Raw genomic sequence first — 25,901 nt, 5'->3', positions numbered from 1 at the left:
AAAGAATAACTTTTAAAAATATGGCAAATTATAAATTCATATTAAGTGGTGGCGGAACAGGAGGGCATATCTATCCTGCAATTGCTATTGCTAATGAATTAAGAACACAATTCCCTGATGCTGAGTTTCTTTTTGTAGGCGCTCAGGATAAAATGGAAATGCAAAAAGTGCCTCAGGCAGGTTATGAGATAAAAGGACTTTGGATTGCGGGATTGCAAAGAAAATTAACCCTGCAAAATTTGATGTTTCCGTTAAAGTTGGCAACAAGTTTGCTAGAGTCAAGACGAATCATCAAACAATTCAAACCTAACGTAGTCATAGGTACGGGTGGTTTTGCCAGCGGGCCTTTATTGCAGGCAGCCGGAGGAGCAGGAATTCCAACCGTAATTCAGGAACAAAATTCATTTCCGGGAATTACCAATAAATTACTGAGCAAGAGAGCGAATGCTATTTGTGTGGCATATGGAAATTTAGAGCGATTTTTCCCTAAAGGAAAAATTGTTTTCACTGGAAATCCGGTTCGTCAGGATTTAATTGATATTGAAAGCAAACGTGACGAAGCAATCACCTTTTACGGTTTAGATCCCGGTAAAAAAACATTGTTGGTTTTAGGCGGAAGTTTAGGAGCCAGAAGAATCAATCAGTTAATCGAGAAAGAATTACAAAATATGCTTTCACAAGATGTTCAGGTCATCTGGCAATGTGGGAAATTATATTTTGAAGATTATAAAAAATACAATCAACAGAACGTAAGGGTCATTGATTTTATTGAAAGAATGGATTTTGTATATGCTGCAGCAGATGTGATTATTTCACGTGCAGGAGCATCATCCGTTTCGGAATTATGTATTGTTGGAAAACCGGTAATTTTTATTCCCTCCCCCAATGTAGCCGAAGATCATCAAACCAAAAATGCCCAGGCAATTGTAGATGTAAAAGGAGCAATTTTGTTGAAAGAATCAGAATTAGACAGTCAGTTTAGTATTGTTTTTGAAGCTTTACTAAAAGATCACGGCAAACAAAAACAGCTCAGTGACAATATCAAAAAGCTGGCAATGCCAAATGCTACAAAAGTTATTGTAGAGGAAATTAAAAAGTTGTTATAATGTAATTTTTTATAATAATTGTAGAACATCAAAGGAATTGAACTATGTTATTTTAGGCATTTTTGATTCATAAACAAAAGAAAATACAAAGGCTTAAAGGTTAGTTTTTTATAAAATATAAAAGTCTGGTTTTAAGTCGAAAACATAAATTGAAATGAATTTAAATCAAATACAAAACGTTTATTTTATTGGTATTGGAGGCATCGGAATGAGTGCCCTGGCCCGTTATTTCAAATACATCGGGAAACAGGTTTCAGGTTACGATAAAACGCCGTCAATGCTTACCAATGAGTTGATTGAAAGTGGTATTGATATTCATTTTGAAGATAATATAAGTTTAATTCCGAGTGATTACTATGTAGAAAATACATTAGTCATTTTTACACCGGCAGTGCCTAAAACGCATTCCGAATGGAATTTTTTCATAGAAAGACATTACGAGGTTAAAAAGCGTGCTGAAGTTTTGGGAATCATTACAAGAGACACTTTTTGTTTCGCTGTTGCCGGAACACACGGAAAAACAACAACATCAAGTATTTTAGGGCATATTCTGCATGAAAGCGGTGCTGATGTAACGGCTTTTGTGGGTGGAATTGTAGAGAACTACAACTCTAATTTAATCGGAAACGGAAAAACCGTTACCGTGGTAGAAGCAGATGAGTTCGACAGATCCTTTTTGCACCTGCACCCCAATATTGCCTGCATAACCTCTATGGATGCGGATCATTTGGATATTTACGGTACCAGTGAGGCTATAGAAGCTTCGTTTGTAGAATTTGCTTCAAAAGTTGAGGATAAAAGTAAACTGTTTATAACTAAGGAATTACCTCTTGAAGGCGTTCAGTGTGCTATAAATGAAGATGCTGTATACAAAGCATTCAATGTTCGTATCGAAAATGCCAATTATGTTTTTGATGTGCAGACACCATCAGAAACGATAGAAAATTTACGTTTCGGATTGCCTGGAAAACACAATTTGATGAATGGACTGATGGCTATTGCAATGGCAAAAACTTTTGGCACCCCGACCGAGTCCATTGCAAGAGCTATTGGCTCATTCAACGGAATCAGAAGACGTTTTTCCTATCAGATCAAGACCGATCAGTTAGTTTATATAGATGATTATGCACATCATCCGACAGAAATAAATGCAGTACATCAGGCGGTTAGGGAATTATATCCGAATCGTAAAGTACTGGCGATTTTTCAGCCGCATTTATTCAGCAGGACAAGAGATTTTGCTGATGGATTTGCCGAAAGCTTATCTGCTTTTGATGAAGTGTTTTTAATGGATATTTACCCGGCACGCGAACTTCCGATGGAAGGGATTACATCAGAGTGGCTGCTAGGTAAAATGACAAATTCAAACAAAAGAATTGTTGCAAAAAGCGATTTATTAGCGTCCATCGAAGCCAGTGATGCGCCAATAATTGTGACAATAGGAGCTGGTGATATCGGTGAAATGGTTCCGTCAATTAAAAAAATGCTAAATGAAAATATTTAATTGGACAAATATTCGGTTAATTCTCATTTTTGGGCTGGTACTTTTTCTGTATTCGTTTGCCCAGCATCGAAACGGGAATCGGAAATTAAAGAAATCTGCTGTTGTTTTTGTAGGAGAAAATACGCTGTTTGTAAAGCCTGAAACGGTTAATAAATTGTTGATAGAAAATAAAACAGACGCTTCCAGTATCCGAAAAGATGAAGTAGATTTGAATAAGATAGAAAAAAACCTCGATACGCAGGACATGATTGAGAAGTCAGACGTTTTTGTAAGTATCGATGGTGTTCTGAAAGCGGTAGTAAAACAGAAGACTCCGATCGCCCGTGTTTACGATGGTGACCGGTCTTTTTATATTGACTATGAGGGAAATAAAATGCCTTTGTCGGACAATTTTACGGCTCGGGTTCCGCTTGTTTCCGGGGCAATAAATGAAAAAAATAACGAAGATTTAGCTACGCTGTTTCGCACAATTTATGACGATGCGTTTTTGAAAAAAAACATCATTGCAATTCAAATTATGCCTAATGGCAGCTTAAAAATGTTTAACAGAAATTATAATTACTTCATCGATTTTGGCAGAACGATGAATGTTGATAAGAAATTCAGAAACTATAAAGCCTTTTTTCAAAAAGCAGTTTTAGATAGTTCGTTATACAATTACAAAAAAATTGACCTTAGGTTTACGGAACAAGTAGTTTGCACAAAATAATAGAAAATGGAAAAAGATAACATTGCAGTAGGTCTAGATATTGGAACGACAAAGATAGTTGCCATGATCGGCAAGAAGAACGAGTATGGAAAGCTGGAAATTTTGGGTATTGGTAAATCCAAAAGTTTAGGAGTTGCGAGAGGAGTTGTAAACAACATCACGCAAACCATTCAATCCATTCAGCAAGCAATACTTGAAGCAGAAAACAATTCAGGTTATAAAATAAAAGATGTAGTTGTTGGTATTGCCGGACAGCACATCAGAAGTATTCAGCATACAGATTATATCAGCCGTAGTAATCCGGAAGAAGTAATCGGCGAAAATGATATTCAGCTTTTAATTGACCAGGTCAATAAATTAGCCATGTTACCGGGAGAAGAAATTATTCACGTTTTGCCACAGGAATTCAAAATCGACGGGCAGTCTGAAATTAAAGAACCTATCGGAATGTACGGTGGAAGACTGGAATCCAGTTTTCACGTAGTAGTAGGGCAGGCCTCTTCTATCAGAAACGTCGGAAGATGTATTCAGAGTTCCGGAATTGAATTGTCAGGATTAACATTAGAACCGTTAGCTTCTGCTGATGCGGTTTTAAGCCAGGAAGAAAAAGAAGCGGGTGTAGCACTTATCGATATCGGTGGCGGAACAACAGATTTGGCCATTTTTAAAGATGGTATCATTCGTCATACTGCCGTAATTCCTTTCGGAGGAAATGTGATTACAGAAGATATCAAGGAAGGATGTTCGATTATAGAAAAGCAGGCAGAGCTTTTAAAAATAAAATTCGGATCAGCATGGCCGGGAGAAAACAGAGACAACGAAATTGTTTCTATTCCGGGTTTAAGAGGAAGAGAGCCGAAAGAGATTTCGCTTAAAAATTTATCTAAAATTATACATGCCCGTGTGGTAGAAATTGTAGAGCAGGTTTTTGCTGAAATTAAAGCATATGGACACGAAGATCCGCGTAAAAAATTAATTGCAGGAATTGTGCTTACTGGCGGTGGTGCTCAGCTGAAACATATTAAACAGTTAGTAGAGTATATCACAGGAATGGATACCAGAATCGGATATCCAAATGAGCATCTGGCAGGGAATTCAAGCGAAGAAATTTCAAGTCCGTTATTTGCAACAGCAGTTGGACTTGTCATGAATAGTATCGAAAATAGTACACAAAGTGCTGTTAGAATGGAACTTGTAAACGAGCAGCCGAAAGTGGTGTACAGAAATGTTAACGCTTCGCCGCAGCAACCTGTACAGCAGCGATACGAAGTGGAGGAAAACTACGTTGAAAGAGTAGAAACTTTCGAGAATCACAGAGAAGTCAGTAATGCCGTGAGCCAGGAAGAATCTACCGAAACAAAAATAAGAAGATCATTTTTTGATCGCTATGTCGATAAAATCAAAGATTTTTTAGATAACGCAGAATAAAAGAATAAGAAACGAAAAGGATTACTTTTTGCCCCAAGTCAAGAAGTAAAAAATGTATTTAATAAGAATTTCAAAACCAAAAAGATGATGAGCAACTCAGAATTTGGAAGTATTTCATTTGATTTACCGAAAAACCAATCAAATGTAATCAAAGTAATAGGTGTAGGCGGAGGCGGAAGTAACGCAATCAACCACATGTTCAAGCAAGGTATTAAAGGGGTAGATTTTATCGTTTGTAATACAGACTCACAAGCACTTCAAAATAGTGCTGTACCAAATAAAATTCAGTTAGGTATGAACTTAACCGAAGGTCTTGGAGCAGGAGCAAATCCTGACGTAGGACAGCAGTCTGCTATTGAAAGTATCGCCGATATCGAAAAAATGTTAGACCGTGGTACTAAGATGGTATTTATTACCGCTGGTATGGGTGGAGGAACAGGTACTGGTGCAGCTCCGGTAATTGCACAACTGGCCAAAGAAAGAGAGATCCTGACTGTTGGTATCGTAACAATTCCTTTTCAGTTTGAAGGGAAAGTGCGTCAGGAACAAGCGCTTTTAGGAATCGAAAAATTGCGTAAGCAGGTCGATTCACTAATTGTAATCAATAATAATAAATTAAGAGAAGTATACGGAAATCTTGGCTTTAAAGCAGGATTCTCAAAAGCAGATGAAGTTTTGGCAACAGCCTCAAGAGGTATTGCTGAAGTGATAACGCACCACTATACTCAAAATATCGATTTACGTGATGCTAAAACTGTTTTGTCAAACAGTGGAACAGCGATCATGGGATCTTCTGTTGCCGAAGGTGAAAACAGAGCAAAAGATGCAATTATTTCTGCATTGGATTCTCCGTTGTTAAACGACAACAAAATTACAGGAGCCAAAAACGTATTGTTGCTTATCGTTTCTGGATCAGATGAGATTACATTGGATGAGATCGGAGAAATCAACGACCACATTCAGGCTGAAGCCGGATTTAACGCTAATATTATCATGGGAGTTGGTGAAGACGAAACTCTTGGTGAAGCTATTGCCGTGACAATTATTGCGACAGGTTTTGATGTTGAACAGCAAAACGAAATTGTAAATACAGAACCTAAAAAAATCATTCATACGTTAGAAGATGAGCAAAGAAGCGTTCATAATTTAACGAACAGAACGCTAACTTCTTTTGATTTAAATGCAGAAACAACTAGTGCTTCATCAGAACAAAAGATTGTTTTTGAGTTGATGGAAGATACGGTTGCTCCCGTAATAGCTCCTCCGGTTACTCCGGTGGCTGTTGCTCCGACAATGAATCAGGAAGAATTAGTGGTAATGTCAGAGTTTATCAAAAACCTTGATGTGACTTTTGAAATTGTTTCGCCAATTACCGACATCGATTTTAAAATTTCTACGCCGGAAGTTCCCGCTTTTCAGGAAATAAAACCTGTTCAGCAAAGAGTTTTCGAAAAAGAAGAACAAACCACTTTTTCATTCGATTTGCCTCTTTTCAGAGCAGAACCGGAAGTGAAAAAAGAACCGGCAGTTTTTGAAGACAATAAGATTCTGTTCGAATTGACAAGTGATACCCGTAATATCAAAGTAAACGATCCGGTACAGTTTGTTCCGGTAACGGAACTTTCGGATAACGGAATCATCAAATATTCGCTGGAAGAATACATGGAAGTTGAAAACGAACTGATCACTTCAAAACCGGCTGAAAAAGTAATTGAAGACGTTGTTCCTGAAGAACTGAATATTACGTTGAAACCAAGAGTTGATTTTGCTCAGGAGCCAGCTTTTACAACAACAGATCATGTTTCCCCGCTGGAATTGACAATCGAAGAAACGTTACGTCTGAGAGCGGAAGAAAGAAGAAAGAAACTAAAAGAATTTAATTATAAATTCCATAATAATGTTTCCAGAATTGATGAACTTGAAAAAGAACCTGCTTACAAAAGATTAGGTATCGATCTTTCAAATACACAGTCAAATACAACCAATTCAAGAATCTCTGTGGGTACTGACAGTAATAATGATTTGCAATTGCGTTCAAATAATTCATTTTTGCACGATAACGTAGATTAATATTAGAATCACAATATCAGGATAACCCGAAAATTGGATTTAATTTTCGGGTTATTTTTTTTATCTTCGCACAGAATTTAGAAATTTGACTTTAAAAGTGTTTATATTTAACAAATATTGTCACCCTGAGCGAAGTCGAAGGTTAATTACCTAAAAAGGCTTCGACTAAGTTTATCCTGAGCAAAGCCGAATGGACTCAGCCAGACAAATGATTAAGGTATTACAGAAGTTATAATTTCAGATAAATAATCAATCGATAAGCGTTGCTGCTTATTTAAATAAAAGAACAAAATGAGTTTACAAATACAAATCATGGATGAGATTAAAACAGCCATGAGAGCAAAAGATACCGTAGCATTAGAAGCATTAAGAGCCATTAAATCTGAAATGTTACTGGCAGCAACGGCTTCCGGATCTAAAGAAGAATTAACGGAAGACGATGAAGTTAAATTATTGCAGCGATTAGTAAAAACACGTAAAGAAAGCGCCAGAATTTTTACAGAACAAAATCGTCCTGACTTAGCAGAACCTGAATTGGCTCAGATTGCTGTAATCGAGAAATTCTTACCTGCACAATTAAGCGAAGAAGAAGTAGAAGCTGTAATTGCTAAAATTATTGCTGAAACCGGAGCTTCAGGAATTGCTTCAATGGGTAAGGTTATGGGATTAGCTTCTGCACAATTAGGCGGAACTGCTGAAGGAAAAACAATTTCTACAATCGTTAAGAAATTATTAGTTTAGTAGAAATTTCAAAAAAATAGAAAAATCCAAATTCCAACTTGGGATTTGGGTTTTAAAAAAATTGAAATTTTCACAATATTGACTGCGTAGTTCAACTGGATAGAATATCAGATTTCGACTCTGAGGGTTGCAGGTTCGAACCCTGTCGCGGTCACTAAAAACCTATTTCGTAATGAAATAGGTTTTTTTTATGGCTTTTTATAAAAGTAATGGTGAATGGTTTTGCGGTTAAATGGGCAGAATTATAAACTCTTTAGAATATTCTCTTTATTGTGCCTTCGGGAATTTTCAATGTAAATGATTGTTTGCGTTTACTCTGGAATCACTTATGAAATTGTTCCAGACATTTAAAGGAATTATATACGATGTCTGATAACTCGTATCAAAAATAAAGGCTTTGTCTTTTACTCTTAAAGTATCAACATTGAACCTTTTTAATCTTTTTTTTTGCTTGAATAAATCGATTATATAATGAGTTTGTGGACAACAGCAATATCCTCCGTTTCTTGTTGAATCAAACAATGAATCAAATTCTTTTATTTTTTTTACATCTAGAATTCTATCTATTCTAACAAGTTTGGTAGTGTCCTGCGAATCAGTATCTTTAATTTTATATAGAGAAATTTCTATTTTATCCATTTCTTTTCGTAACTTTTTAAAGTAGTTTTCATGATAGTGTAGAACTAAATCTCTTTTATTTGTATTATGCTCTTTCTTTGGCTTTACAACTTCATCTTTTTTATTACAAGAGCTGGATAATATGGCAACACCAATAATAATTACTTTTTTAAGTTTAATCATATGTATAAAATTTATGAATTAAAGTTGATTTTTCGTTTTTGTAAGTGCTAATATATAAACTATATTTTTACAAGTAGAATTGTTTTTTTGGACTCAATTATTAAACAACAAATTTCTCTATAGTATGTAAATAAGTTTAAATAAACTTTTAAACCTGAAGTCTCCCACAATTGACATTTAAAACAAATTCTCGTTTTATTTCCTATATTCGTTTTACAAAATCTACAGAACCAAAACTTCAATGAAAGAAAAAATAAAAATCCTGCAGACCATTCATCTTGCCGTCTGTGCAGGAGTGAGCATTGCTTACTTTCTGGTAGAACAGCCTTCTACGGCACATCTGAAAATTCCAACTATTGATTCCTCATCAGTAATCTATCTCATCATACCAATTGCAGCTTTGTTGGCGAGTAATTTTATGTTCAAATTACAATTAAAACAGACCGATCCAGAATTAAAACCCGAAGAAAACTTACCCATTTACCAAACGGCTTCCATTATGCGCTGGGCAATTCTGGAAGGGGCTGCTTTTATCATATTGTTCCTGAAACCTGATTTCCTGCTGGCTGGAATACTATTAATTGTATATCTTATTTCGTTAAGGCCAACGGAAGAAAGAGTGATCAGCGATATCAAAAACAGAGTATAATAAAAAGCAACCGAAAGCACGTTTATCATTATGCCATTCTACATCAACAGCGAACATTTACTTAAAGAAATAGAATATCCCCTGAGATTTCAGCCTGCAAATTTGCTCAAAAGTGCTGTTGTTGTTTTTGTTACGCTCTTGGTTTTTCTTTTGCTGTTTACCCCATTTGGAGTGTATGAACCCGAGCATAAAATGAATTACTTTTTTATCTGTGGTTTGCATGCTTTTTCGCCTGCGTTGCTTTTCGTTGTTTATTTCTCCATTGTCAATTATTTCAGAAAAGGAAAAGATCAATCTCATAACTGGAACTTGCTCAAAGAATATCTCAATATTGGAGGTTTTCTTATTTTATCAGGTTTGGTCAGTTTCTTAATGCGTGATCTGATTTACAATAACTCGGGTAATTGGTCGCTTCGTTATTTATATGAAGAAATCAGAAACTGTTGTATTGCCGGGATCTTCTTTTACTTTTTTCTCAGAGTGGTAAGTTTTTATTTTCAATCACAGAAAGGAGCACCATTTGTGCTTCAATTTCAGCCACTCCAGACAGAGCACGATAAAAAAGAGATTCCAGCCATACTTTTCATCAATACACAAGTAAAGCAAGATGATTTTAGTCTGAATATAGACGATTTATTATTTGTAAAAGCAGACGGAAATTATATCGAATTAACAAAGTCAGTCCATAACAAAATAGAAACGGAATTAAAAAGAATTTCCCTCACCCAATTTGAAACGCAAATTTCGGCCTACCCACATTTTTTCAGATGCCACAGAACCTATTTAGTCAACATGTTCAGTATTCAAAAAGTCACCGGAAATTCACAAGGATATCTGTTATCATTTGCCGATACCAGCGAAAAAATCCCGGTCTCCAGAAAACAGCTGGACAGTTTCAATAGCTGTTAGCAACGCCTCAGACAGCATTATATAGCTTAACCTTGTTGTTCATCACAAAAGCTAGTTGCTGATAACAACCCCGGGTTACAAGCCTTTTTCTTGTTGTACGTTTGCGGCAGTCAACCGATAGCCGGTTGCAAAATAACGGTAAAAGCAAACCATCATGTCATCAGCAATTTCGACTTCCGCTTCATCACACAAATTAGTATACATAGACAATATCAAAATAATACTGACGGTATTGGTCATTCTGCATCATACCGTTATTACCTACGGAGGTTCAGGCGGCTGGTATTGGGTTCAGAAAACAAGCTGTTTTGCAGCACTTGTTCCAATGACCATGTTTGTGAGTATCAACCAGTCCTTTTTCATGGGCTTTTTCTTTCTGCTGGCCGCTTATTTTACCGAGTCCTCCTATCTCAAAAAAGGCACCGCTAGATTCATTACAGACCGATTGGTCAGGCTGGGAATACCGTTATTGTTTTATTCCTTTGTACTTTCTCCGATATTGAGCTATTTGGTGTATTATTTTGCAAAAGGGCATCATATTACCTTTCTTCAATATCTTTCAGGCTACGACAGCTGGATCGATTTTGGGGTAATGTGGTTCGTAGCGGCATTGTTGGTTTTCACGATGCTCTATGTATTCGTGCAGCAGTTTGTCAAAACCGATTTTAAAAAAGCAATTCCCGCTCCAGGAGTATTTAAAATGCTGGCATTTGCAGTTGTATTAGGAACAATCAGTTTTATCGTCAGAATAGTATTTCCGGTTGGATGGGTTTTGGAGCCGGTTGGTTTTCAATTAGGACATTTTACACAATATATTTCCTTGTTTATAATTGGTATACTGGCAGCCAGAAACAATTGGTTAGATCAGATCACAGACCAGACCGGAAAACACCTGAAACAATCAATAGGGTTATTTTTGTTGTTCTTTCCCGTATTTTTCCTGATCCGCGCAAAATTAGACATGCCTGTTTCGTGGTATTCAGGCGGATTTCACTGGCAGTCGCTGTTGTATGCCGTTTGGGAACAATGCATCGGACTTTCAATCATAATCATATTTCTTACAAAAGGAAGAAAAAGCTGGAACCACACCTCCGGGTTACGTACTAAATTATCCCGCAGTAATTTTGTCGTGTATATCTTCCATCCGCTGGTAATTGTAGGCTTAACGTTAATGATCAGAAACTGGCAAATCGATCCGGCCTTCAAATTCATTATCATTGCACCGATAATAGTGATCGCAAGTTATGTTTTGGGAGCATTGCTTTTGCAAATTCCGGGAATTAAAAAAATCCTTTAAAAGATTATCATAATCAGCGAGACAAAGAAGCAGTTTTTTGTCCCCATTTTGTTTAGGAGCTGATTCCGGCCATCCACTGTATCTTTTGTGGCCATCCCGAAGCCTCGGGACCGCCACAAAAGGATGCCGTTCCTGTCCGGGCTAGGGCATCATCGGAACAATTACATTAATTTTGGTTAGAAAAATTACAGGTAATCATCTCTTTCTGGAAAACAAATTCTCTACGACCCAGGCCGGGCCAATCATTAAAAACTGAAGATCTTTCAGGAAGGAAGGTTTTTTACCCTCAATGTTATGGCCGTAGAATTGCCCGATCCAGGCGATTACAAACACGCCGATTGAGAACGCCCATAAAGGTAAAACCTGTCCGATATAATAATTTACAACCAGACAAACAGCAGAAAGAATAGCAATCTTCATCGCCATCGCAACCGATAACCGAATGTAAAAAACAAGTACAAAAAGCAGCACAATAAAAGCCCAGTTTTCTATAATAGGGGCGTTTAATTGTAAAACAGAAGCAATAATACCACTCGGAATGCTCATTAATAAACCAACAATCGAAAAGTAAATCGCCGGAACACAGACATAATGAATCGCCTTGTTTTTTGGATTCTGATGACTTACTGCATATTCTTCAAACCATTGCTCTAATGTTCTCATATTTTTGGATTTAGGTATATAACAAAGCTATTGAATATTTTGCATTTTTATCACTGGGACTGATAAAAGTATGCAACAGGAATTTTGAATGTCTACTCGGACGCAGGAATATTACAGTTCCGCCGGCTATTAAAAAGATCGTAAAACAAAAAATCAGCCTGATTTATTTTTAATAGGTGAACTCTTTTTTTTGTAATTTTATTCCTTCACGCAAAAGAAGTGTCAAACAGTAAAAATATATTAGTTTGATGCGTACAAACAGAAGCTCCACCTAAAACGAAATAGAATGAAACAAAGTCTGATTGTCTTATTATTACTCTTTCTAACCTCCTGCTCCTCTTCAAAAATCATTGAATTGGGAAGTGCAACAGCCTCAAAAGGGATGGATGTCTCACAAAAAGCACAGGGTATTTATGCATCATTATCCGATCAGGCAGGGATCGATAAGTCACAGCAGGATCAGGTAAAAGTGCTTACACATCCAAGTCCGTCAACGATGGCATTACCGGATACCAAAGCCCCGGATTTCTCCAAACAATTAGAACCGCGTATACAGGCTTATCAAAACTTATTTGAAGTGTACAAAGCCTTTGCACTTTTAACAGACCCTAAATTTTCAGACAAAACCAAAGACGCGATGACAGCCCTGCAGGATAGTTACGACGCAATCGAAAAAATGCCCGACTTACCCGCTGATGTCAAAACGAAACTGCCGAATGTTCTGAAAATGGTTGGAGAAGCTGTTCAGGCAAAAGAAGTAAAGAAAAATAATGAAATATTATACGTCCTTTCAGAAGTTTATTTAGAGTTATGGAATGCCGATAAACAAACCTGGAACGACTATATTGATTTGATTTATAATTCTTATGCCGAAGGACTTAATACCGTTGATTCCAAACGATATGACGTCAACAAAATTTCTCAAAGTAATTCCGAGCCTTACAGTGACAACGCGACTATTATTCTAATGTACAGATTGAGGAACCGGGATGACATCATGAAGCAGAAAAATGATTTGAAAAAACAACTGGCCACTTTTGGTCAGGCGCTTGAGGAATTGACCAAAGCTCATGCTGAAATTGCCAAACAAAGCACAAACATGAGTACTGTTATCTCATCCTTAAACAAAATTGAAGAACTTCTAAAAGACAAGTAAAATGCAGGAAGAATTAAAAAAATCATTATCAGAAGCTATTACTCAGTTTAACAACAGAAGAACGCAGCTTTTGCAGGATGCCTTTCAGGAGGGAGGAGAACCTGCCCTTGATAAACTGGTAGAGGAATATGATGCGCTTCGGGATGCGTATTTTGAGATTTTGAAAAGAGAACTGGATAAAAACAACCCTCGCTATACCCAGCTCACAACGGCTACAAAAGCAGAAGCCGACAATTTAGCCAAAAGCTTAAAAAAGCTTAATAATGTAAATGAAATCGTTGCTTTGACCACCTCGGTTATTAACCTGGTCGGAAGAGTTTTAATTGTTTTGGGGATATAACAAAATGGTTCTGTTTGAAAGATAATGAGTTACAGAGTCAATCCTGAAATTCATTCGAAATTGTGAATATCTATTTTGGGAATTGTCGATTTTTTGCCCGTTAAAATCTATCTTTGACATCCTTAAAAATAGAAGAAATGAGCGCAATTTGGTACGAATGCAAAGTAAAATATAGAAAGACCGATGAGACTGGAGGACAAAAAGTTACTACAGAACCGTATTTGGTAGACGCTGTGTCTTATACAGAAGCAGAAAGCAGAATCAATGAAGAAATGGCTGCCTATGTGAGTGAAGAATTTAAAATCACTAATATAAAAGTGGCAAACTATGCCGAGATCCATCCGTTTGAAAATGCTGATCGCTGGTTTAAGTCAAAAGTTACTTTAATGGCTTATGATGAAGAAAGCGGTAAAGAAAGAAAAACCAATATGTATCTTTTGGTACAGGCCAATGATGTAAAAGAAGCCTACGACAATACTATTGCAGTAATGAAAAATACAATGGGAGATTACACCATTCCTGCTATTTCAGAATCTCCGATTATGGATGTTTTCCCATATTTCAGCGGAGAAGAAGGAGAATTAGAACAATTGGAAAGATTCAATGCGCTAAAAGCTTCAAAACCGGAACTGGTTGCTGTTGGTGACATGGGAGAAACCGTAGAAGATCTTATTGAGGTTGAAAATGAATAATTCACAATATTATACAACAAAAAAGAGAACTATTTGGTTCTCTTTTTTGTTTTTTAAATAGGCGTCCCGGGATTTTTATTGATAACGGACTTAGTAAAAAAACTTTTAATAGTTACGAAGAATTACAGTTAACACGATCAAAAATGATAAAGGAAGAAAGTCTGAGACTTGGTCAAATAAGGCAGCTTAAAAATTCTCTTTTTATAATGTTAAGAAATTTCATTTTTAGAGTAATAACTACCAAGAGAGCAATAAAGATGCCTGGCAAATTTTCTCCTACACACTTATAAAATTAATTGAACGTTAATTTATCCCATCAAAGCGCTATTATAGGTTCCTCTGCCTAAGAGCTGATGGAAAGCTTATATCCTTTGCCGCGTATAACAACAATTTTGATGTTCGGATCATATTCCAGTTTTTTTCTTAGTTTTGATATGAACATATCCAGACTACGGCCCACAATAACCCCTTCATCTTCCCATATCTCTTTTTGCAGTCGGCTTCTCTCTATGACTTCGTTGGGAGATAAGGCAAAAATAAGCAATACACGGGTTTCCGTTCCGGTGAGGCCTACTGTCTTTTCATTTATGATCAGCTTACGGTTCTTCGCATCAAAAACCACCGAACCTAAAGCGAACAGATTAGTGTAATCACCCTCAGGCAGCATTACTTTTGGCTTAGCAGCTTTAAGAAAAACAAATCCCACAAAGGCTAATAATGACAAACTGCCCAAAAAATATTCATTTTTTACTTTGTTTATAACCAGTGGTTTAAATTTGATGTTAATCATGTAACATGCTACGGGCTGTTTTCTTCCTATACATGCTACAATATCATCTTTCTTATTTTTTGATATAGCAAATCCATAAGCTGTACTGCCATTGCCGCAGTTTACTACCTTCACAATATATTCACTAGCGAGCAGGTCTTTGGCTAACAAACGCTGAGTAGTATTTACTAAGGAGTCGGTTTGAAAAGTAAGCTCATTCTCAAACGTGATTTGGTACTCATTTTCGGCAATCTTTTTTACCGGTAGCACTCTTGAAGTACTGTCGCCAGATTGTAAAAGCAGTTCATGTCCAATCCTGCGGAGTGAAACTTCCCTCCTGGCAATAGCAAAGTCATCACTGTCCTCTGTATTGAAAGCCACACACATTACAGCCATACATAAGAGTAGTATCAACCCAAACAGGTATTTGTGTTTTCCGAACAGGAGATTTCGACTATCAATCATAGTGTCAAGTTTTTATTTACAAAGTTTACATTTTTATTTACAATCCTGATTACTAAGGCCTAAAAATATCAAAGTAATTTCGTTTAAATAAATTTTACAAATATGAAAAATAAAAGAAATGTTTTGTACAGCCTGCTTATCATGCTGGCAGGAGTGGCCAATTTTGCAGTAGAGGCCCAACAAAAAAATGATGCTCAAGTTACCGTTGAAACCAAAGAAGCATTCAATTCTCATGTACCCAACGGCATCGTTCGCACCATCAAACAAGATACAAAAGGTAATATCTGGATTACTTCATGGGAAGGGGTCTTTAAATATGATGGAAAATCTTTTACCAATGTTACCAGTAAAGTAAGTTCTGCCCGTTTCTTTTCTGTTTTAGAAGATAGAAAAGGGAATTTTTGGTTCGCTAGTATTGGCTCAGGTGTTTATTATTACGATGGGAAATCCTTTCAAAATTTCACCACCAAGGATGGACTTGCCAATGATGTGGTCACTACTATTTATGAAGATAAAGCCGGTACTATTTGGTTCGGCACAGGAAACGGAGCAAGCCGTTATGATGGCAAGTCCTTTCGGAATTTTAAAATGAAAGAAATGCCACCTGCTGCTCAGTCTGATTCTGTTCCTGTTTCAGTTTATCAACATCCGCTTCCGGACCAGGTTGCCTGGATGCATAATGATGTTAATGCTATTGTTGCAGACAAAAGAGGAAAACTTTGGTTTGGCACAAGGGGTTATGTCTATGTTTATGACGGAAAGGAATTTACTCCTGTAACCAATAACGGAAAATCTTTTGCGAATGTTCGTTCTATAATCAAAGATAAAAAAGGCAATATCTGGCTTGGTGGTTATGATGGCCTTTGGCGCTATGACGGCAGTACGTTTACCAATTTTACCCAGGATTTTGTTGGGTATATCTACGAAGATAAAAAAGGTACTATTTGGACCAGCTCAGGAAAGGATAGTAATAACCTGGGCTGGACACTTTCCAGATACGAAGAAAAGACCTTGTTTGACAAAAAGCCAACGGTAACCACAATAGCCAATAAGCCAATGATCTTCGGGATTTTAGGAGATGACAAAGGAAATATTTGGTTTGGCGCCTTAGATGGAGTGTATCGTTATGATGGAAAGACCATAACGGACTTTAAACGTAAAGAAGGGCAGCAATAATGGGTATTGCTTGTTTTAAAACATTTATCAATTATTATGAATCAATATAATTTCTATAGTATGAACAACAAGTTAACAATCAGTTTCTTAATTTTAATTAGTGCTCCTTTCTTTTTTGCCTGCCGTGGACCTGTAAAAGAGGAAAATAAAAATAATGCACCATCAGGCTCCTTATCCTTACATGAAGGGAATAAAAACTATGTTACCATAGATACGAAGGAAAGTGTTGTAACATGGAAAGGTGCTATGCTGATTGGTCCCAACAGCCACACAGGGTTTGTCTCTATATCAAAAGGAGAATTGATGATTGAAAACGATCAACTTATGAATGGTACTGTCGAGGTCGACATGAATACCATTGAAGATGAAAATCATCGAAGTGATAATGGACTTATTGATCATTTAAAAGATCCGGATTTTTTTGATGTTAAAAAATTTCCCATTTCTACAATCGTACTTGCCAGGGCAGCATCAATAAATGGTGAGAACAAGCAAATTACAGGGAACCTAACGATTAAGGGTATCACACACCCGGTTACTTTTCCGGCTACAATAGAAGTTAAGAATGGAATTGTCAAAATGAATGGTAAGCTGGTCATTGATCGGACAAAATGGGATGTCCGTTACAAATCAGGAAAGTTTTATGATCTTTTGGCTGATCAGACTATGTCGGATTCTATTAAATTCCAGGTAAAGATTATAGCAAAAAAATAAACATCTGAATGTTTAAGATTTTAATTAAATTCAGATCAAATTATTATATTCCGATACAATTATGAAAAGAGAACTATTTGGTTCTCTTTTTTGTTTAGTTACTTTATATTAAAAAAGCGAACTTGCGTTTAAAATTGTATTAAACTTATTTCTCATTATACTCAAAAACACTATCCCACAATGCATCAATCTTCACGAGGGCTTTATCCAGAGCGATAACTTCCCATTTTCCGTTTGTTTCTAAACCCAGGCCAATATTTTTTAGCTTGTCTAAAGCATCTTTTACATCAAAATCAAGGTCGGCATGAAACTTAGTCCTGAACCAGGATTCAATTTGATGATCGAGTTCTTCCGCAGTGATCGGATTTGGACTACGGTCTAAAAAAGCATAGGCGAGTATCGTTTCCTTAAGCACTTCTTCTTCCGAAGAATTTAAGAGCGAATAGAAAGCACCGCTGTTGTTTCCGAGATTCTTAAAGTAAAGACTGTCAGAAAGCATTTTTCCGTATTTGATTTTTTTATTGATAAAGTTGCTGTACTGGCGAAACAAGTAGGCAGACAAGATTCCTAAAGCAATTAAACCCTGATTTAGCGAAGCTTTACTGTTTAACAAATCAATTGCTTCACCGGACTGATACGCTGCGTACATACCAATTAAAGCCGGAATTACGGTGGTACTCAATAACGAGATGCCGCCTCCGATTCCAGGAACCCAGAAGAATAGCTTATCTCTGGTAGACATTCTCGGAATGGCATTAGGAAATATCGTTTCAAGATCGTTTTTAGGAACCCTTTTAAAAATCTTTAATCCGATGGACCCCGGATCAACAGGCATTTTTCCTAGTTTTACTTTCTTTTCTTTCAGATAATCGGCTTCGTTATAGTTCAGGTAAATCATGACGCGGTCATAATATTCGACTTGTATTTCCTTTTTCCAGAAAATAAATTTCTTAACCGTTTCTTTCGCTTTATGATGTCCGCGAACGTACAATTCATAATCTTTGAAAGCATTAAAATCTATGGAAAGATTCAGGCCTATCAAATCAGATTCCTTAAAAGCCCTGTCTAAAGTTTCCTGATCTATGCGGGTATAATTTCCATGTTTTAAAACCGTGAGAAGAGTTTCCTTAAACACCGAAAAATCACTTTTACCAATAAACCCTTCACGCTCTTTCGGACTCAGGTCGGGATCGAATAAAGCATAATGCTGCTTCAGATTCCGGTTCAGGTTAAAAGCCTCGTAATGAAAGTAGTGTTCGACAATATCGAAAAGTTTTTTAAAATCATCAACCTTTTTTTTGTCTTCAGAGAACGTGGCTATTTGTTGTTCGAGCAAGAATTCCTTGTTAAAGGGAATATAATTTTCTCGTGTCATATTCAGTTGGGGACTTTAATGGATGGGCTGTGTTTTAAAAATAAGAAGGTACGAATTACAAATCTGAATTATCTGCGTTATCTGTTTTTTCTGAAACTTTTGGTAGTAGTGGTTCCGTATTGACAATTCTAAAACGCCCGGGATATTTTCCCCAGATATTTTTTTTGTTGCCATAATAGTCCATGTATTCTTCACAAACAAAAACGGCATGTGCTGTAGACCAGGCCACAACGCCGCAATATTCACTTCCGGATAGTCGCTTTAAGGGTAGTATTTGTTTGTCTTTTTCGAAACCCAAATATTTATAAATGGTAGGGGTATATACTTCACCATCTTCCAAATCCTCCAAGGCCTTGTCAAAAGTCGACGCCCTGTCGATAATTTGTTTGTATTTCGCCATCACGGCATAGGTCAGTATAGCGTAGTCTTTTATTCTTTTGCTTTCTTCATTCGTTTTGATAAATACAAAACCGGCAGAAAATTGAGCTTTCTCCAGTTCCTCTTTTTTCAGTTGAAAGGAGGCGTGGTTTTTTAAGGTGATATAATGTAAACTGTCGGCTGTTTTTTCGGCTGTAAAAAGATTATCCAGTCCGTAAATATTTAAAGCGGCCTTAATAAAAGCAATCGAAGAACAGTTGGTGCGTTCTCCCTGTTTAAAACTTTCGAATATTTTATCTGAACTCAATTGCGAGTAACAAGTTGAACAGGCAAACGTTAAAAATAAAAATGTTAAAAAAACAGCTTTCATTGTTCTAAGATTTTATAATTTTTTTCCTCCTGATGACTTTCGGAAAATAGATTTTACAAATCTATGAAAATCAACTAATAGTTGGTGGTTTTACTTCTTAATTTTTGAAAGATTACCAATTGATAAAAACCTGAAAAAAAGAGCAGGGACAGAAAAGCGTTTGACACTTTTTTCAGGAGAATTCCACCCAAATTTAGGTTGCATCGAATCAATTAACAACACTTATCAATTGGTTCCCTACAGTTATCAATTGGTGTATCAAACTACAAAAAATATTCTTTTACTTTATAAAAAGAACACCTTTTAAGCCTTAGCTGCAGCAGCTTAAAAGGGCGTTTTTGTTCAGAAAAAATCAAAACAATAACCTAAAAGAATTACATGATGAAAGAAAATTTTAAGAGAGCAGCAGGTGTTATTACTGTTGTGCTGATTGCTGTCTTTTTTACAAGATGTCAGCAGGAAGATGAAGTTGTAAGTGAAGGGAGCGCCACATTGTCTTCCGCCAAAGCATGGTTTAAGGAGTACGAGGCAAAAGGAGATAATTATGTTTACCTCCAGAACCTCCTTTACGATTGGCCGGGGGCGATCGTGAAACAAGCTGAAGACGGGACTGAAACGATTGTGGTCCCGATAAAAGAATTAAAAACAGATCAGGCAGAAATCTGGCAACAGCGCTTATATCTCTATAAATTACCCGATGGCAGCTACAAGGCCTCACTGGTTGAAATCTATCCCGACAAAGCCGCCCCACAAGAGGACCAGTCTATGGAGGGCGGAAATTTTAACGGATATATCAGCGTCTGGGATCTCAAGAAAGGTTTTGTAAAAGCAGCTCAATTTAAAGACAATCACGCTGTGGAAGACGGAATTGTGGAAGTGTTGCCCAGAGAAGATAAGACAACTTACAGGGCACCTTCTCTTAATCCTTGTGGTGATGGCTGCAATGATGGGGCAGGTGGGGGCAACCCAATTCAGGTGCCAAGAATACTACCAACCGAATTAAGAGAAGTTGTTAAGATTAATTCTTATACCGGACCTAAACCTAAATTGGGAACTCCTGTGGCCTACTATGGACCACGTTCTCCTGTAATTGGAGGAACAACTCCCGGGGGTTATACCTCACATGGTGGCGGTAATGGTGGCGGTGGTACTGCTCCCCCTCCCGCGACGGCTGTAAATCCTTGTGATAAATTAAAGACACTCTTGACAAATGCAAATTTTAAAGCCAAAGAAGAGGAACTTAGGAAAAAAACAAATTTGAAAGTGGAAACGGGATATATGCAAAGTAAAAACGGCCCTTTTACACCCCTTACAGGAACTTCAAGTACGGAAAATTCAGATAAGATAAGTCTTGGATCAGATGCGAATACAGTAGGCTATATCCATACCCATCTTGACCCTTATGAAAGAGTAAATGCAGATGGCGAAACACAATCTGTAGAGCCGATAAAAATGTTTTCTCCCGGAGATGTAAAAGCGTTTGTAATTTTGCTTCTAAATAGCAGTAGGAACAGCATTCCTATTGATAATATTTACGGAACAATGGTTTCCAGTTCAGCAACCTATCAACTGAGGTTCTCAGGAAATATAAATGATGTTATTTTAAAAGGCGGCAGTATTAATTGGGTGGGGTTAGATGATCTCTATATAGAAACAATGAAAAACAATAGTCTCGAAAAAGGATTTTTAAAATTTTTAAATGAGCAAATAGGAATCAGCGGGATTGAATTATATAAAATTGAAGCCTCTGGAAATTCTCAAAAAACATTGGATAATACCGGAAAAGTATCAACTATTAATTGTAATTAAAATAAACATGAAAAAAATATTCATATTAGGAATTATTCTGCTATTTACAATGTCTTGTAAAGCGCAAACAATTGTACCAGTCGAAAAATTTATTGACTATAAAAGAGCAGGAGATGGCGTACCAGACAACACTTACCTGAAAGATGTAAATAATTTACTTAACAAGTATGTAGGTACTTGGAAAGGAAATTACCAAGGTAAAAACTACACTTTGTATATTACTAAAATCACTAACACTATTGATAAAGTAACTTTTGATGAATTAAGGATTCATTACTTAATTACATCATCTAACAATAGTACATTGGAAGATACCAGAAATGTACCGGACAACAATACTTATGTCATAAAAGGAAATTATTTCAGCAAGGATTTGGCCGTGTATGCGTTAAATTTTACTGGTAAAAATTCGCTGTGTGGAAATGCAGGAACAGTATTTATTCGTACCAAAAATGCAGCAAATACAATAATTTCATTGGGTTTTGAGCCAAATAAAATCATGATTTCTGAGGAAACCTGTCCCGGTTTTAAATTAGCAGAACTCACATTTCCACGTAACAACTCAATTATGCTTACTAAACAATAGTTTGAATCTAAAATCCTCAAATATTCTTGTATACTTGAGGATTTAAAAAAAATAAGACTATGAAAAAAATATTCATATTAGGATTTATAATATTATCTACAATATCATGCAGAGCGCAAACAATCGTTCCTGTAGAAAAAATGGGAGATTATATTGATGCTGGAGATGGTATACCAGACAACACTTACTTAAAAGATGTAAATAATTTATTAACCAAGTTTGTAGGTACTTGGAAAGGAAATTACCAAGGTAAAGACTATACTTTATATATTAGTAAAACTACTTCTAAGTATGAGACAATAACTCGTGATCGGTTATTAATCCGTTATTTAATCACATCTAGTAATGGCAGTGTTTTAGAAAATACTCAAAGCATTCCCGATAATAGTCCGTATATAATTGCAGGCTCTTATTTTAGCAAGGATTTGGCCGTGTATGCATTAAATTTTGGTGGTAAAAATTCTCTGTGTGGAAATGCAGGAACAGTATTTATTCGTACCAAAAATGCAGCAAATACACTAATGTCATTGGGTTTTGAGCCAAATAAAATCATGATTTCTGAGGATACCTGTCCCGGTTTTAAATTAGCAGAACTCACATTTCCACGTAATAACTCAATAATGCTTACTAAACAATAGTTTGTGTCTAAAATCCTCAAATATTCTTTTATACTTGAGGATTTAAAAAAAATAAGACTATGAAAAAAATAATAATAGGATTAACCATAATTTTAATTACTCTATCATGCAAAGCGCAACAGATCGTAGCTTTAGAGACAAAATTAGATGAAGCCCCGGTAGGAACATATTTTAAGGATAGTAATGGTTTACTTACTAAATATATCGGAACATGGAAAGGTACGTACGAAAATAAAAATTACACTTTTATAGTAACACCATACAAAAAGGAGTTCAGGGGCGTCTTTAGTGATATACTATCAATACGTTATTTAATCACTTCAAATACAGGAGTTATTTTGCAAGATACCAGAAGTTTACCAGATGGCAATAATTTAGTAATAGCAGGCTTATATTTTGGTAAAAATTTTGGTTATTATGTATTAAGTTATATTGGCGAGAATTCACAATGCGGTCAAACTGGCGATCTTTTCATTTCTACTTCAAAAGATAATAAACAAATGAAGTTATACTTAGCAGCTTATCAGGATATAATAGATGGTAGTAAATGCCCTAAAGTAGCAGAGCAAATATTACCAACCAAATCAATGTTATTAAATAAACAATAGCAATAAATAAAAACAGCTTTCAATATTTTGAAAGCTGTTTTATTTACTTTGAAATTATTTTGACTTACCATATCAACCAAAATTATGAAAAATATTTTTTTAGTACTGATTCTTTCTTTGTTTTCATGCATAAATTATGCTCAGAATAAGCCTTTTATTCTTGAAGATTATGCGATCAAAGTAAGAGCGATAAAATCGGATCATAATAAAGTATTATGTACTGATACAACAAATTGTAAACGGATAGGTTTTGTCGCAGATTTTGAGGTAATTAACGATGTTGACATCAAAAGGTTTGGTAATAGAATTTATGCCATCGACATTTGTTATAACTATCCTGGAGATGGTGTTTTTAACCCCGAGCAAATTTGGGATTTAAAAATATCCGAGCAAAAGTATTATTTGAAAGAAATCAAAATAGTTAATGAAGAATTGCTTTTCAAAAATGTTGGCGGCAAAAAATATTACATAAGAGATTTGTCGCGAAAATATATCTTATATGAACCATTAGTAAAAAAGGATAGATAAAGCAGTGATTTTATTTTTAATATATATGGTATTTATTATGTAATAAACTATATGCAGACAAATTATCAAGTGTCATTAATTATATTAATGATTACTCTAAAACATATGACTTAAATAATTATAATTGTAGTGACTTTGCAATAGGTGCTGCAGAAAAAGGAGGGTTAAAATTACTAAAGACTACCGGTTCCTATAATGCGGTTATTGTGAATTTTAAAGGACGTAATCCTGGCGATTTAGGTAAAGATATTAGAAATATGAATACACCTGGTGGTGCAACAAAAAGTGTAACAAAAGGGAATGCCCCGAAAAAGAAAGGAGGATGCTAAAATGAAAATAAATAAATCTATGTTACTAGTTATATTGTTATTGATAACGGTTAGTTCTGTAAGTCAAAACAAAACGGAGGAGAAATTACTTGTAAACGATTTTGTAAAAGCAGTTTTTTTTGAGAAAAACACAGCAAAGTCTATTGCTGACAGTTATATATATTTTGAACCAATCAATAATACAAAGTATTCTCTTTCGCAAAGAGTAAAAATTCTTGATAAACATTTGAAAAAAATAAAGGAGGAAAAAAGCTCATTATTGGATGCTGCAGATTTCTATGTTATAACATACAATGACTATAAAGGCGATAAAATTGTTTTTGAAAAAAGAACAGATAATGTTTTTATTTTAGTAAGCAAGAATAAGCCTATAATGTATTTTTCTTTGATAAATGATAAGATAATTTCCTTCGATTATATTATTAAAGGTAAAGAAGGCTTGTTCATAAGTTACTAGTATTATAACTCAATATTCACGAGCGGGACGCTCGTGCCAGCAGTGGGGATAATTTAACTCCTAAATAAAAAGAAACAATTTATGTATCCTCCGACAGATTTCTGTAAGTATTTTATAATATTTGTTTTAGAAAAAACACATCAAAATACTTTATTTAAATACAAGGTAGATTGGGAGTATAATCTATTTTAACAATAATAAATTTCTATAATTTTAAAAACACATTTCATGAAACTTCTTGTTCATTATTATTTTAGGGCAGTCTGTTTTTTGTTCCTGACGGCAAAAGTATTCGGCCAGGCTCCGGCAACGGAAAATAAGATAACGTATTTAGACGCTGCATGGGCAGAGACAAACAGTGAAAACTATCAGTATATTAGGCTGGTTGAAGATTATTACTCTGATAAAAAACTGTATAAAGTTAAAGATTACTATAAATCAAAGACTTTGCAGATGATCGGTACGTCATCAAGTAGAGATAATATAATTGAGGAAGGACAATTTATCTACTATTATGAAAACGGGAATAAGGAATTAACAGTTAGCTATTTGAATGGAAAGAAAACTGGAAAAGAATTTTCATGGTATGAAAACGGAAATGTAAAATCTGAAATTGAATATTTTGAAAATACAGATGGACAACACCTATTTAAGATAAACAATTACTGGAATCCTCAAAAAGAGCAAAAAGTAACGAATGGTAATGGTGACTATGAATATAGTAAAGGCCATTTTGAGCAAGGAGGAAAAGTAAAAAACGGATATCCTGATGGGATCTGGAAAGGAAAAAATATCGATCAGAAATATAGTTTTACAGAGTCTTATGAAAATGGGAAGCTGGTATCTGGAGTTAGTATTGATAGTCTGAATGTTGAGCATTCTTACAATGTTGTAAATCAGGGTGCAGTCCCCAAAAAAGGTATAGAATCTTTTTATACTTATGTAGCAAGGGAAATGTCAACATACATGATGAACTTTGATGGCTTTAACGGACAAAAAATGCTTTTGAGTTTTATTGTAGCGAAAGACGGCAGCCTGACTGAGCCTAAAATAATACGAGGAGTTCACCCCATGCTGGATGAGAAGGCAATGAAAATAATAAAGAAAGCAAAAAAATGGAACCCTGGACTTGTAAGAGGTATGCCGGTAAAATTTCTTTATTCATTACCGCTAACATTAGGAGAAAGCAAGCCGTAAGGAATAATTTAATTTTAAACATAAAAGAGGATGTCAAATTTGGCATCCTCTTTTTGTATGAGTTAAATCCCTGTATCGTGCAGTTCTGTCATTTCGAGGAACGAGAAATCTCCGCAAGTAACTCCATTTCAGTATGTATAAAACTTTGTCGAGCTTCTAACGGAGATTTCTCCCTTCGGTCGAAATGACAATATTGTGGTTAAGTATTGTTTGTCGTGCAGTTCTGTCATTTCGAGGAACGAGAAATCTTCGCAAGTAACTCGATTTCAGTGGGTATAAAACTTTGTCGAGCTTCTAACGGAGATTTCTCCCTTCGGTCGAAATGACAAATATTGCGGATAAGTATTGTTTGTCGTGCAGTTCTGTCATTTCGAGGAACGAGAAATCTTCGCAAGTAACTCGATTTCAGTGGGTATAAAACTTTGTCGAGCTTCTAA

The 25,901-nt window shown here is 35.7% G+C and carries 26 protein-coding genes and 1 tRNA gene; 22 read left to right on the top strand and 5 right to left on the bottom strand.

Annotation, left to right across the window (positions count from 1 at the left end; genetic code table 11):
- Positions 1–20: 20 nt before the first annotated feature.
- The 7 genes from murG to EV142_RS20405 all read left to right on the top strand — a co-directional run bounded on the left by murG (position 21) and on the right by EV142_RS20405 (position 7,712).
- Positions 21–1,106, top strand: a complete 1,086-nt coding sequence (murG, locus tag EV142_RS20435; protein ID WP_132037699.1) for an undecaprenyldiphospho-muramoylpentapeptide beta-N-acetylglucosaminyltransferase — start codon at positions 21–23, stop codon at positions 1,104–1,106.
- Positions 1,107–1,260: 154 nt separating this feature from the next.
- Complete coding sequence (gene murC, locus EV142_RS20430; RefSeq protein ID WP_132037698.1) at positions 1,261–2,610, top strand: UDP-N-acetylmuramate--L-alanine ligase; 1,350 nt, start codon at positions 1,261–1,263, stop codon at positions 2,608–2,610.
- The gene (locus tag EV142_RS20425) at positions 2,597–3,319 is read left to right on the top strand and encodes a cell division protein FtsQ/DivIB (RefSeq protein WP_132037697.1); all 723 of its coding nucleotides are present in this window, start codon (positions 2,597–2,599) and stop codon (positions 3,317–3,319) included. The genes murC and EV142_RS20425 overlap by 14 nt, the downstream gene beginning before the upstream one ends.
- A gap of 6 nt (positions 3,320–3,325) precedes the next feature.
- The gene (gene ftsA / locus EV142_RS20420) at positions 3,326–4,747 is read left to right on the top strand and encodes a cell division protein FtsA (protein WP_132037696.1); all 1,422 of its coding nucleotides are present in this window, start codon (positions 3,326–3,328) and stop codon (positions 4,745–4,747) included.
- Positions 4,748–4,831: 84 nt separating this feature from the next.
- On the top strand, positions 4,832–6,817 hold the full coding sequence (gene ftsZ / locus EV142_RS20415) for a cell division protein FtsZ (RefSeq protein ID WP_132037695.1): 1,986 nt from the start codon (positions 4,832–4,834) through the stop codon (positions 6,815–6,817).
- Between the two features lie 291 nt (positions 6,818–7,108).
- Positions 7,109–7,558, top strand: coding sequence for a GatB/YqeY domain-containing protein (locus EV142_RS20410; RefSeq protein WP_132037694.1), 450 nt, complete (start codon positions 7,109–7,111; stop codon positions 7,556–7,558).
- Between the two features lie 80 nt (positions 7,559–7,638).
- Positions 7,639–7,712: transfer RNA gene (locus EV142_RS20405), tRNA-Arg, on the top strand.
- Between the two features lie 134 nt (positions 7,713–7,846).
- Here EV142_RS20405 and EV142_RS20400 read toward each other — a convergent pair.
- Positions 7,847–8,359 (bottom strand): hypothetical protein, encoded by a 513-nt coding sequence (locus EV142_RS20400; protein ID WP_132037693.1) that lies wholly within the window; start codon positions 8,357–8,359, stop codon positions 7,847–7,849.
- 241 nt (positions 8,360–8,600) lie between these two features.
- Here EV142_RS20400 and EV142_RS20395 point away from each other — a divergent pair, with 241 nt between their 5' ends.
- The 3 genes from EV142_RS20395 (at position 8,601) to EV142_RS20385 (ending at position 11,214) form a co-directional block, all read left to right on the top strand.
- Positions 8,601–9,008, top strand: coding sequence for an MFS transporter (locus tag EV142_RS20395; RefSeq protein ID WP_132037692.1), 408 nt, complete (start codon positions 8,601–8,603; stop codon positions 9,006–9,008).
- A 30-nt stretch (positions 9,009–9,038) separates the two neighbouring features.
- A complete protein-coding gene (locus EV142_RS20390) occupies positions 9,039–9,917 on the top strand; it encodes a LytR/AlgR family response regulator transcription factor (protein ID WP_132037691.1) in 879 nt (292 codons plus the stop codon).
- 154 nt (positions 9,918–10,071) lie between these two features.
- Positions 10,072–11,214 (top strand): acyltransferase family protein, encoded by a 1,143-nt coding sequence (locus EV142_RS20385; protein ID WP_132037690.1) that lies wholly within the window; start codon positions 10,072–10,074, stop codon positions 11,212–11,214.
- Positions 11,215–11,409: 195 nt separating this feature from the next.
- On the opposite strand, the gene EV142_RS20380 is transcribed toward EV142_RS20385, so the two are convergent.
- Positions 11,410–11,877, bottom strand: a complete 468-nt coding sequence (locus tag EV142_RS20380) for an Mpo1 family 2-hydroxy fatty acid dioxygenase (protein ID WP_132037689.1) — start codon at positions 11,875–11,877, stop codon at positions 11,410–11,412.
- A gap of 286 nt (positions 11,878–12,163) precedes the next feature.
- Here EV142_RS20380 and EV142_RS20375 point away from each other — a divergent pair, with 286 nt between their 5' ends.
- The 3 genes from EV142_RS20375 to EV142_RS20365 all read left to right on the top strand — a co-directional run bounded on the left by EV142_RS20375 (position 12,164) and on the right by EV142_RS20365 (position 14,065).
- A complete protein-coding gene (locus tag EV142_RS20375) occupies positions 12,164–13,033 on the top strand; it encodes a hypothetical protein (protein ID WP_132037688.1) in 870 nt (289 codons plus the stop codon).
- Position 13,034: 1 nt separating this feature from the next.
- Entirely contained in the window at positions 13,035–13,373 is a 339-nt protein-coding gene (locus EV142_RS20370; protein WP_132037687.1) for a hypothetical protein, read from the top strand.
- 137 nt (positions 13,374–13,510) lie between these two features.
- Positions 13,511–14,065, top strand: coding sequence for a DUF4494 domain-containing protein (locus EV142_RS20365; RefSeq protein WP_132037686.1), 555 nt, complete (start codon positions 13,511–13,513; stop codon positions 14,063–14,065).
- 343 nt (positions 14,066–14,408) lie between these two features.
- On the opposite strand, the gene EV142_RS20360 is transcribed toward EV142_RS20365, so the two are convergent.
- Positions 14,409–15,299 carry a winged helix-turn-helix domain-containing protein gene (locus tag EV142_RS20360; RefSeq protein WP_132037685.1) on the bottom strand — a complete coding sequence of 297 codons (891 nt, stop codon included), beginning with the start codon at positions 15,297–15,299 and terminating at the stop codon, positions 14,409–14,411.
- Between the two features lie 102 nt (positions 15,300–15,401).
- Here EV142_RS20360 and EV142_RS20355 point away from each other — a divergent pair, with 102 nt between their 5' ends.
- Both EV142_RS20355 and EV142_RS20350 read left to right on the top strand, forming a co-directional pair.
- Complete coding sequence (locus EV142_RS20355) at positions 15,402–16,475, top strand: ligand-binding sensor domain-containing protein (RefSeq protein ID WP_238698609.1); 1,074 nt, start codon at positions 15,402–15,404, stop codon at positions 16,473–16,475.
- 60 nt (positions 16,476–16,535) lie between these two features.
- A complete protein-coding gene (locus EV142_RS20350) occupies positions 16,536–17,189 on the top strand; it encodes a YceI family protein (RefSeq protein ID WP_158286355.1) in 654 nt (217 codons plus the stop codon).
- A gap of 145 nt (positions 17,190–17,334) precedes the next feature.
- Here the strand turns inward: EV142_RS20350 and EV142_RS20345 are convergent, their stop codons facing one another.
- Together EV142_RS20345 and EV142_RS20340 are read right to left on the bottom strand one after the other, a co-directional pair.
- A complete protein-coding gene (locus EV142_RS20345) occupies positions 17,335–18,564 on the bottom strand; it encodes a TMEM143 family protein (RefSeq protein WP_132037683.1) in 1,230 nt (409 codons plus the stop codon).
- 55 nt (positions 18,565–18,619) lie between these two features.
- The gene (locus tag EV142_RS20340) at positions 18,620–19,312 is read right to left on the bottom strand and encodes a hypothetical protein (RefSeq protein ID WP_132037682.1); all 693 of its coding nucleotides are present in this window, start codon (positions 19,310–19,312) and stop codon (positions 18,620–18,622) included.
- Positions 19,313–19,690: 378 nt separating this feature from the next.
- Here EV142_RS20340 and EV142_RS20335 point away from each other — a divergent pair, with 378 nt between their 5' ends.
- From EV142_RS20335 to EV142_RS20305, 7 genes are all read left to right on the top strand, one after another.
- Positions 19,691–21,121, top strand: coding sequence for a hypothetical protein (locus EV142_RS20335; protein WP_132037681.1), 1,431 nt, complete (start codon positions 19,691–19,693; stop codon positions 21,119–21,121).
- Positions 21,122–21,128: 7 nt separating this feature from the next.
- Positions 21,129–21,707 carry a DUF6705 family protein gene (locus tag EV142_RS20330; protein WP_132037680.1) on the top strand — a complete coding sequence of 193 codons (579 nt, stop codon included), beginning with the start codon at positions 21,129–21,131 and terminating at the stop codon, positions 21,705–21,707.
- Between the two features lie 59 nt (positions 21,708–21,766).
- The gene (locus EV142_RS20325) at positions 21,767–22,345 is read left to right on the top strand and encodes a DUF6705 family protein (RefSeq protein WP_132037679.1); all 579 of its coding nucleotides are present in this window, start codon (positions 21,767–21,769) and stop codon (positions 22,343–22,345) included.
- A gap of 59 nt (positions 22,346–22,404) precedes the next feature.
- Positions 22,405–22,953, top strand: a complete 549-nt coding sequence (locus EV142_RS20320) for a DUF6705 family protein (RefSeq protein ID WP_132037678.1) — start codon at positions 22,405–22,407, stop codon at positions 22,951–22,953.
- Positions 22,954–23,037: 84 nt separating this feature from the next.
- The gene (locus tag EV142_RS20315; RefSeq protein ID WP_132037677.1) at positions 23,038–23,481 is read left to right on the top strand and encodes a hypothetical protein; all 444 of its coding nucleotides are present in this window, start codon (positions 23,038–23,040) and stop codon (positions 23,479–23,481) included.
- Between the two features lie 300 nt (positions 23,482–23,781).
- Entirely contained in the window at positions 23,782–24,267 is a 486-nt protein-coding gene (locus EV142_RS20310) for a hypothetical protein (protein WP_132037676.1), read from the top strand.
- A gap of 228 nt (positions 24,268–24,495) precedes the next feature.
- A complete protein-coding gene (locus EV142_RS20305) occupies positions 24,496–25,464 on the top strand; it encodes a toxin-antitoxin system YwqK family antitoxin (protein WP_132037675.1) in 969 nt (322 codons plus the stop codon).
- Positions 25,465–25,901: the final 437 nt, after the last annotated feature.

It is taken from the genome of Flavobacterium circumlabens, from assembly GCF_004345565.1.
Classification (GTDB): domain Bacteria; phylum Bacteroidota; class Bacteroidia; order Flavobacteriales; family Flavobacteriaceae; genus Flavobacterium; species Flavobacterium circumlabens.
The sequence above is the reverse complement of the archived record's forward strand: the minus strand, read 5'-3'. Positions and strand labels throughout refer to the sequence as shown.

What these genes read in the sequence shown, in the direction of transcription:
- murG (WP_132037699.1), top strand. Translation starts at nt 21, where the DNA reads ATGGCAAATTATAAATTCATATTAAGTGGTGGCGGAACAGGAGGGCAT.
- murC (WP_132037698.1), top strand. Translation starts at nt 1,261, where the DNA reads ATGAATTTAAATCAAATACAAAACGTTTATTTTATTGGTATTGGAGGC.
- EV142_RS20425 (WP_132037697.1), top strand. Translation starts at nt 2,597, where the DNA reads ATGAAAATATTTAATTGGACAAATATTCGGTTAATTCTCATTTTTGGG.
- ftsA (WP_132037696.1), top strand. Translation starts at nt 3,326, where the DNA reads ATGGAAAAAGATAACATTGCAGTAGGTCTAGATATTGGAACGACAAAG.
- ftsZ (WP_132037695.1), top strand. Translation starts at nt 4,832, where the DNA reads ATGATGAGCAACTCAGAATTTGGAAGTATTTCATTTGATTTACCGAAA.
- EV142_RS20410 (WP_132037694.1), top strand. Translation starts at nt 7,109, where the DNA reads ATGAGTTTACAAATACAAATCATGGATGAGATTAAAACAGCCATGAGA.
- EV142_RS20400 (WP_132037693.1), bottom strand. Translation starts at nt 8,359, where the DNA reads ATGATTAAACTTAAAAAAGTAATTATTATTGGTGTTGCCATATTATCC.
- EV142_RS20395 (WP_132037692.1), top strand. Translation starts at nt 8,601, where the DNA reads ATGAAAGAAAAAATAAAAATCCTGCAGACCATTCATCTTGCCGTCTGT.
- EV142_RS20390 (WP_132037691.1), top strand. Translation starts at nt 9,039, where the DNA reads ATGCCATTCTACATCAACAGCGAACATTTACTTAAAGAAATAGAATAT.
- EV142_RS20385 (WP_132037690.1), top strand. Translation starts at nt 10,072, where the DNA reads ATGTCATCAGCAATTTCGACTTCCGCTTCATCACACAAATTAGTATAC.
- EV142_RS20380 (WP_132037689.1), bottom strand. Translation starts at nt 11,877, where the DNA reads ATGAGAACATTAGAGCAATGGTTTGAAGAATATGCAGTAAGTCATCAG.
- EV142_RS20375 (WP_132037688.1), top strand. Translation starts at nt 12,164, where the DNA reads ATGAAACAAAGTCTGATTGTCTTATTATTACTCTTTCTAACCTCCTGC.
- EV142_RS20370 (WP_132037687.1), top strand. Translation starts at nt 13,035, where the DNA reads ATGCAGGAAGAATTAAAAAAATCATTATCAGAAGCTATTACTCAGTTT.
- EV142_RS20365 (WP_132037686.1), top strand. Translation starts at nt 13,511, where the DNA reads ATGAGCGCAATTTGGTACGAATGCAAAGTAAAATATAGAAAGACCGAT.
- EV142_RS20360 (WP_132037685.1), bottom strand. Translation starts at nt 15,299, where the DNA reads ATGATTGATAGTCGAAATCTCCTGTTCGGAAAACACAAATACCTGTTT.
- EV142_RS20355 (WP_238698609.1), top strand. Translation starts at nt 15,402, where the DNA reads ATGAAAAATAAAAGAAATGTTTTGTACAGCCTGCTTATCATGCTGGCA.
- EV142_RS20350 (WP_158286355.1), top strand. Translation starts at nt 16,536, where the DNA reads ATGAACAACAAGTTAACAATCAGTTTCTTAATTTTAATTAGTGCTCCT.
- EV142_RS20345 (WP_132037683.1), bottom strand. Translation starts at nt 18,564, where the DNA reads ATGACACGAGAAAATTATATTCCCTTTAACAAGGAATTCTTGCTCGAA.
- EV142_RS20340 (WP_132037682.1), bottom strand. Translation starts at nt 19,312, where the DNA reads ATGAAAGCTGTTTTTTTAACATTTTTATTTTTAACGTTTGCCTGTTCA.
- EV142_RS20335 (WP_132037681.1), top strand. Translation starts at nt 19,691, where the DNA reads ATGATGAAAGAAAATTTTAAGAGAGCAGCAGGTGTTATTACTGTTGTG.
- EV142_RS20330 (WP_132037680.1), top strand. Translation starts at nt 21,129, where the DNA reads ATGAAAAAAATATTCATATTAGGAATTATTCTGCTATTTACAATGTCT.
- EV142_RS20325 (WP_132037679.1), top strand. Translation starts at nt 21,767, where the DNA reads ATGAAAAAAATATTCATATTAGGATTTATAATATTATCTACAATATCA.
- EV142_RS20320 (WP_132037678.1), top strand. Translation starts at nt 22,405, where the DNA reads ATGAAAAAAATAATAATAGGATTAACCATAATTTTAATTACTCTATCA.
- EV142_RS20315 (WP_132037677.1), top strand. Translation starts at nt 23,038, where the DNA reads ATGAAAAATATTTTTTTAGTACTGATTCTTTCTTTGTTTTCATGCATA.
- EV142_RS20310 (WP_132037676.1), top strand. Translation starts at nt 23,782, where the DNA reads ATGCCCCGAAAAAGAAAGGAGGATGCTAAAATGAAAATAAATAAATCT.
- EV142_RS20305 (WP_132037675.1), top strand. Translation starts at nt 24,496, where the DNA reads ATGAAACTTCTTGTTCATTATTATTTTAGGGCAGTCTGTTTTTTGTTC.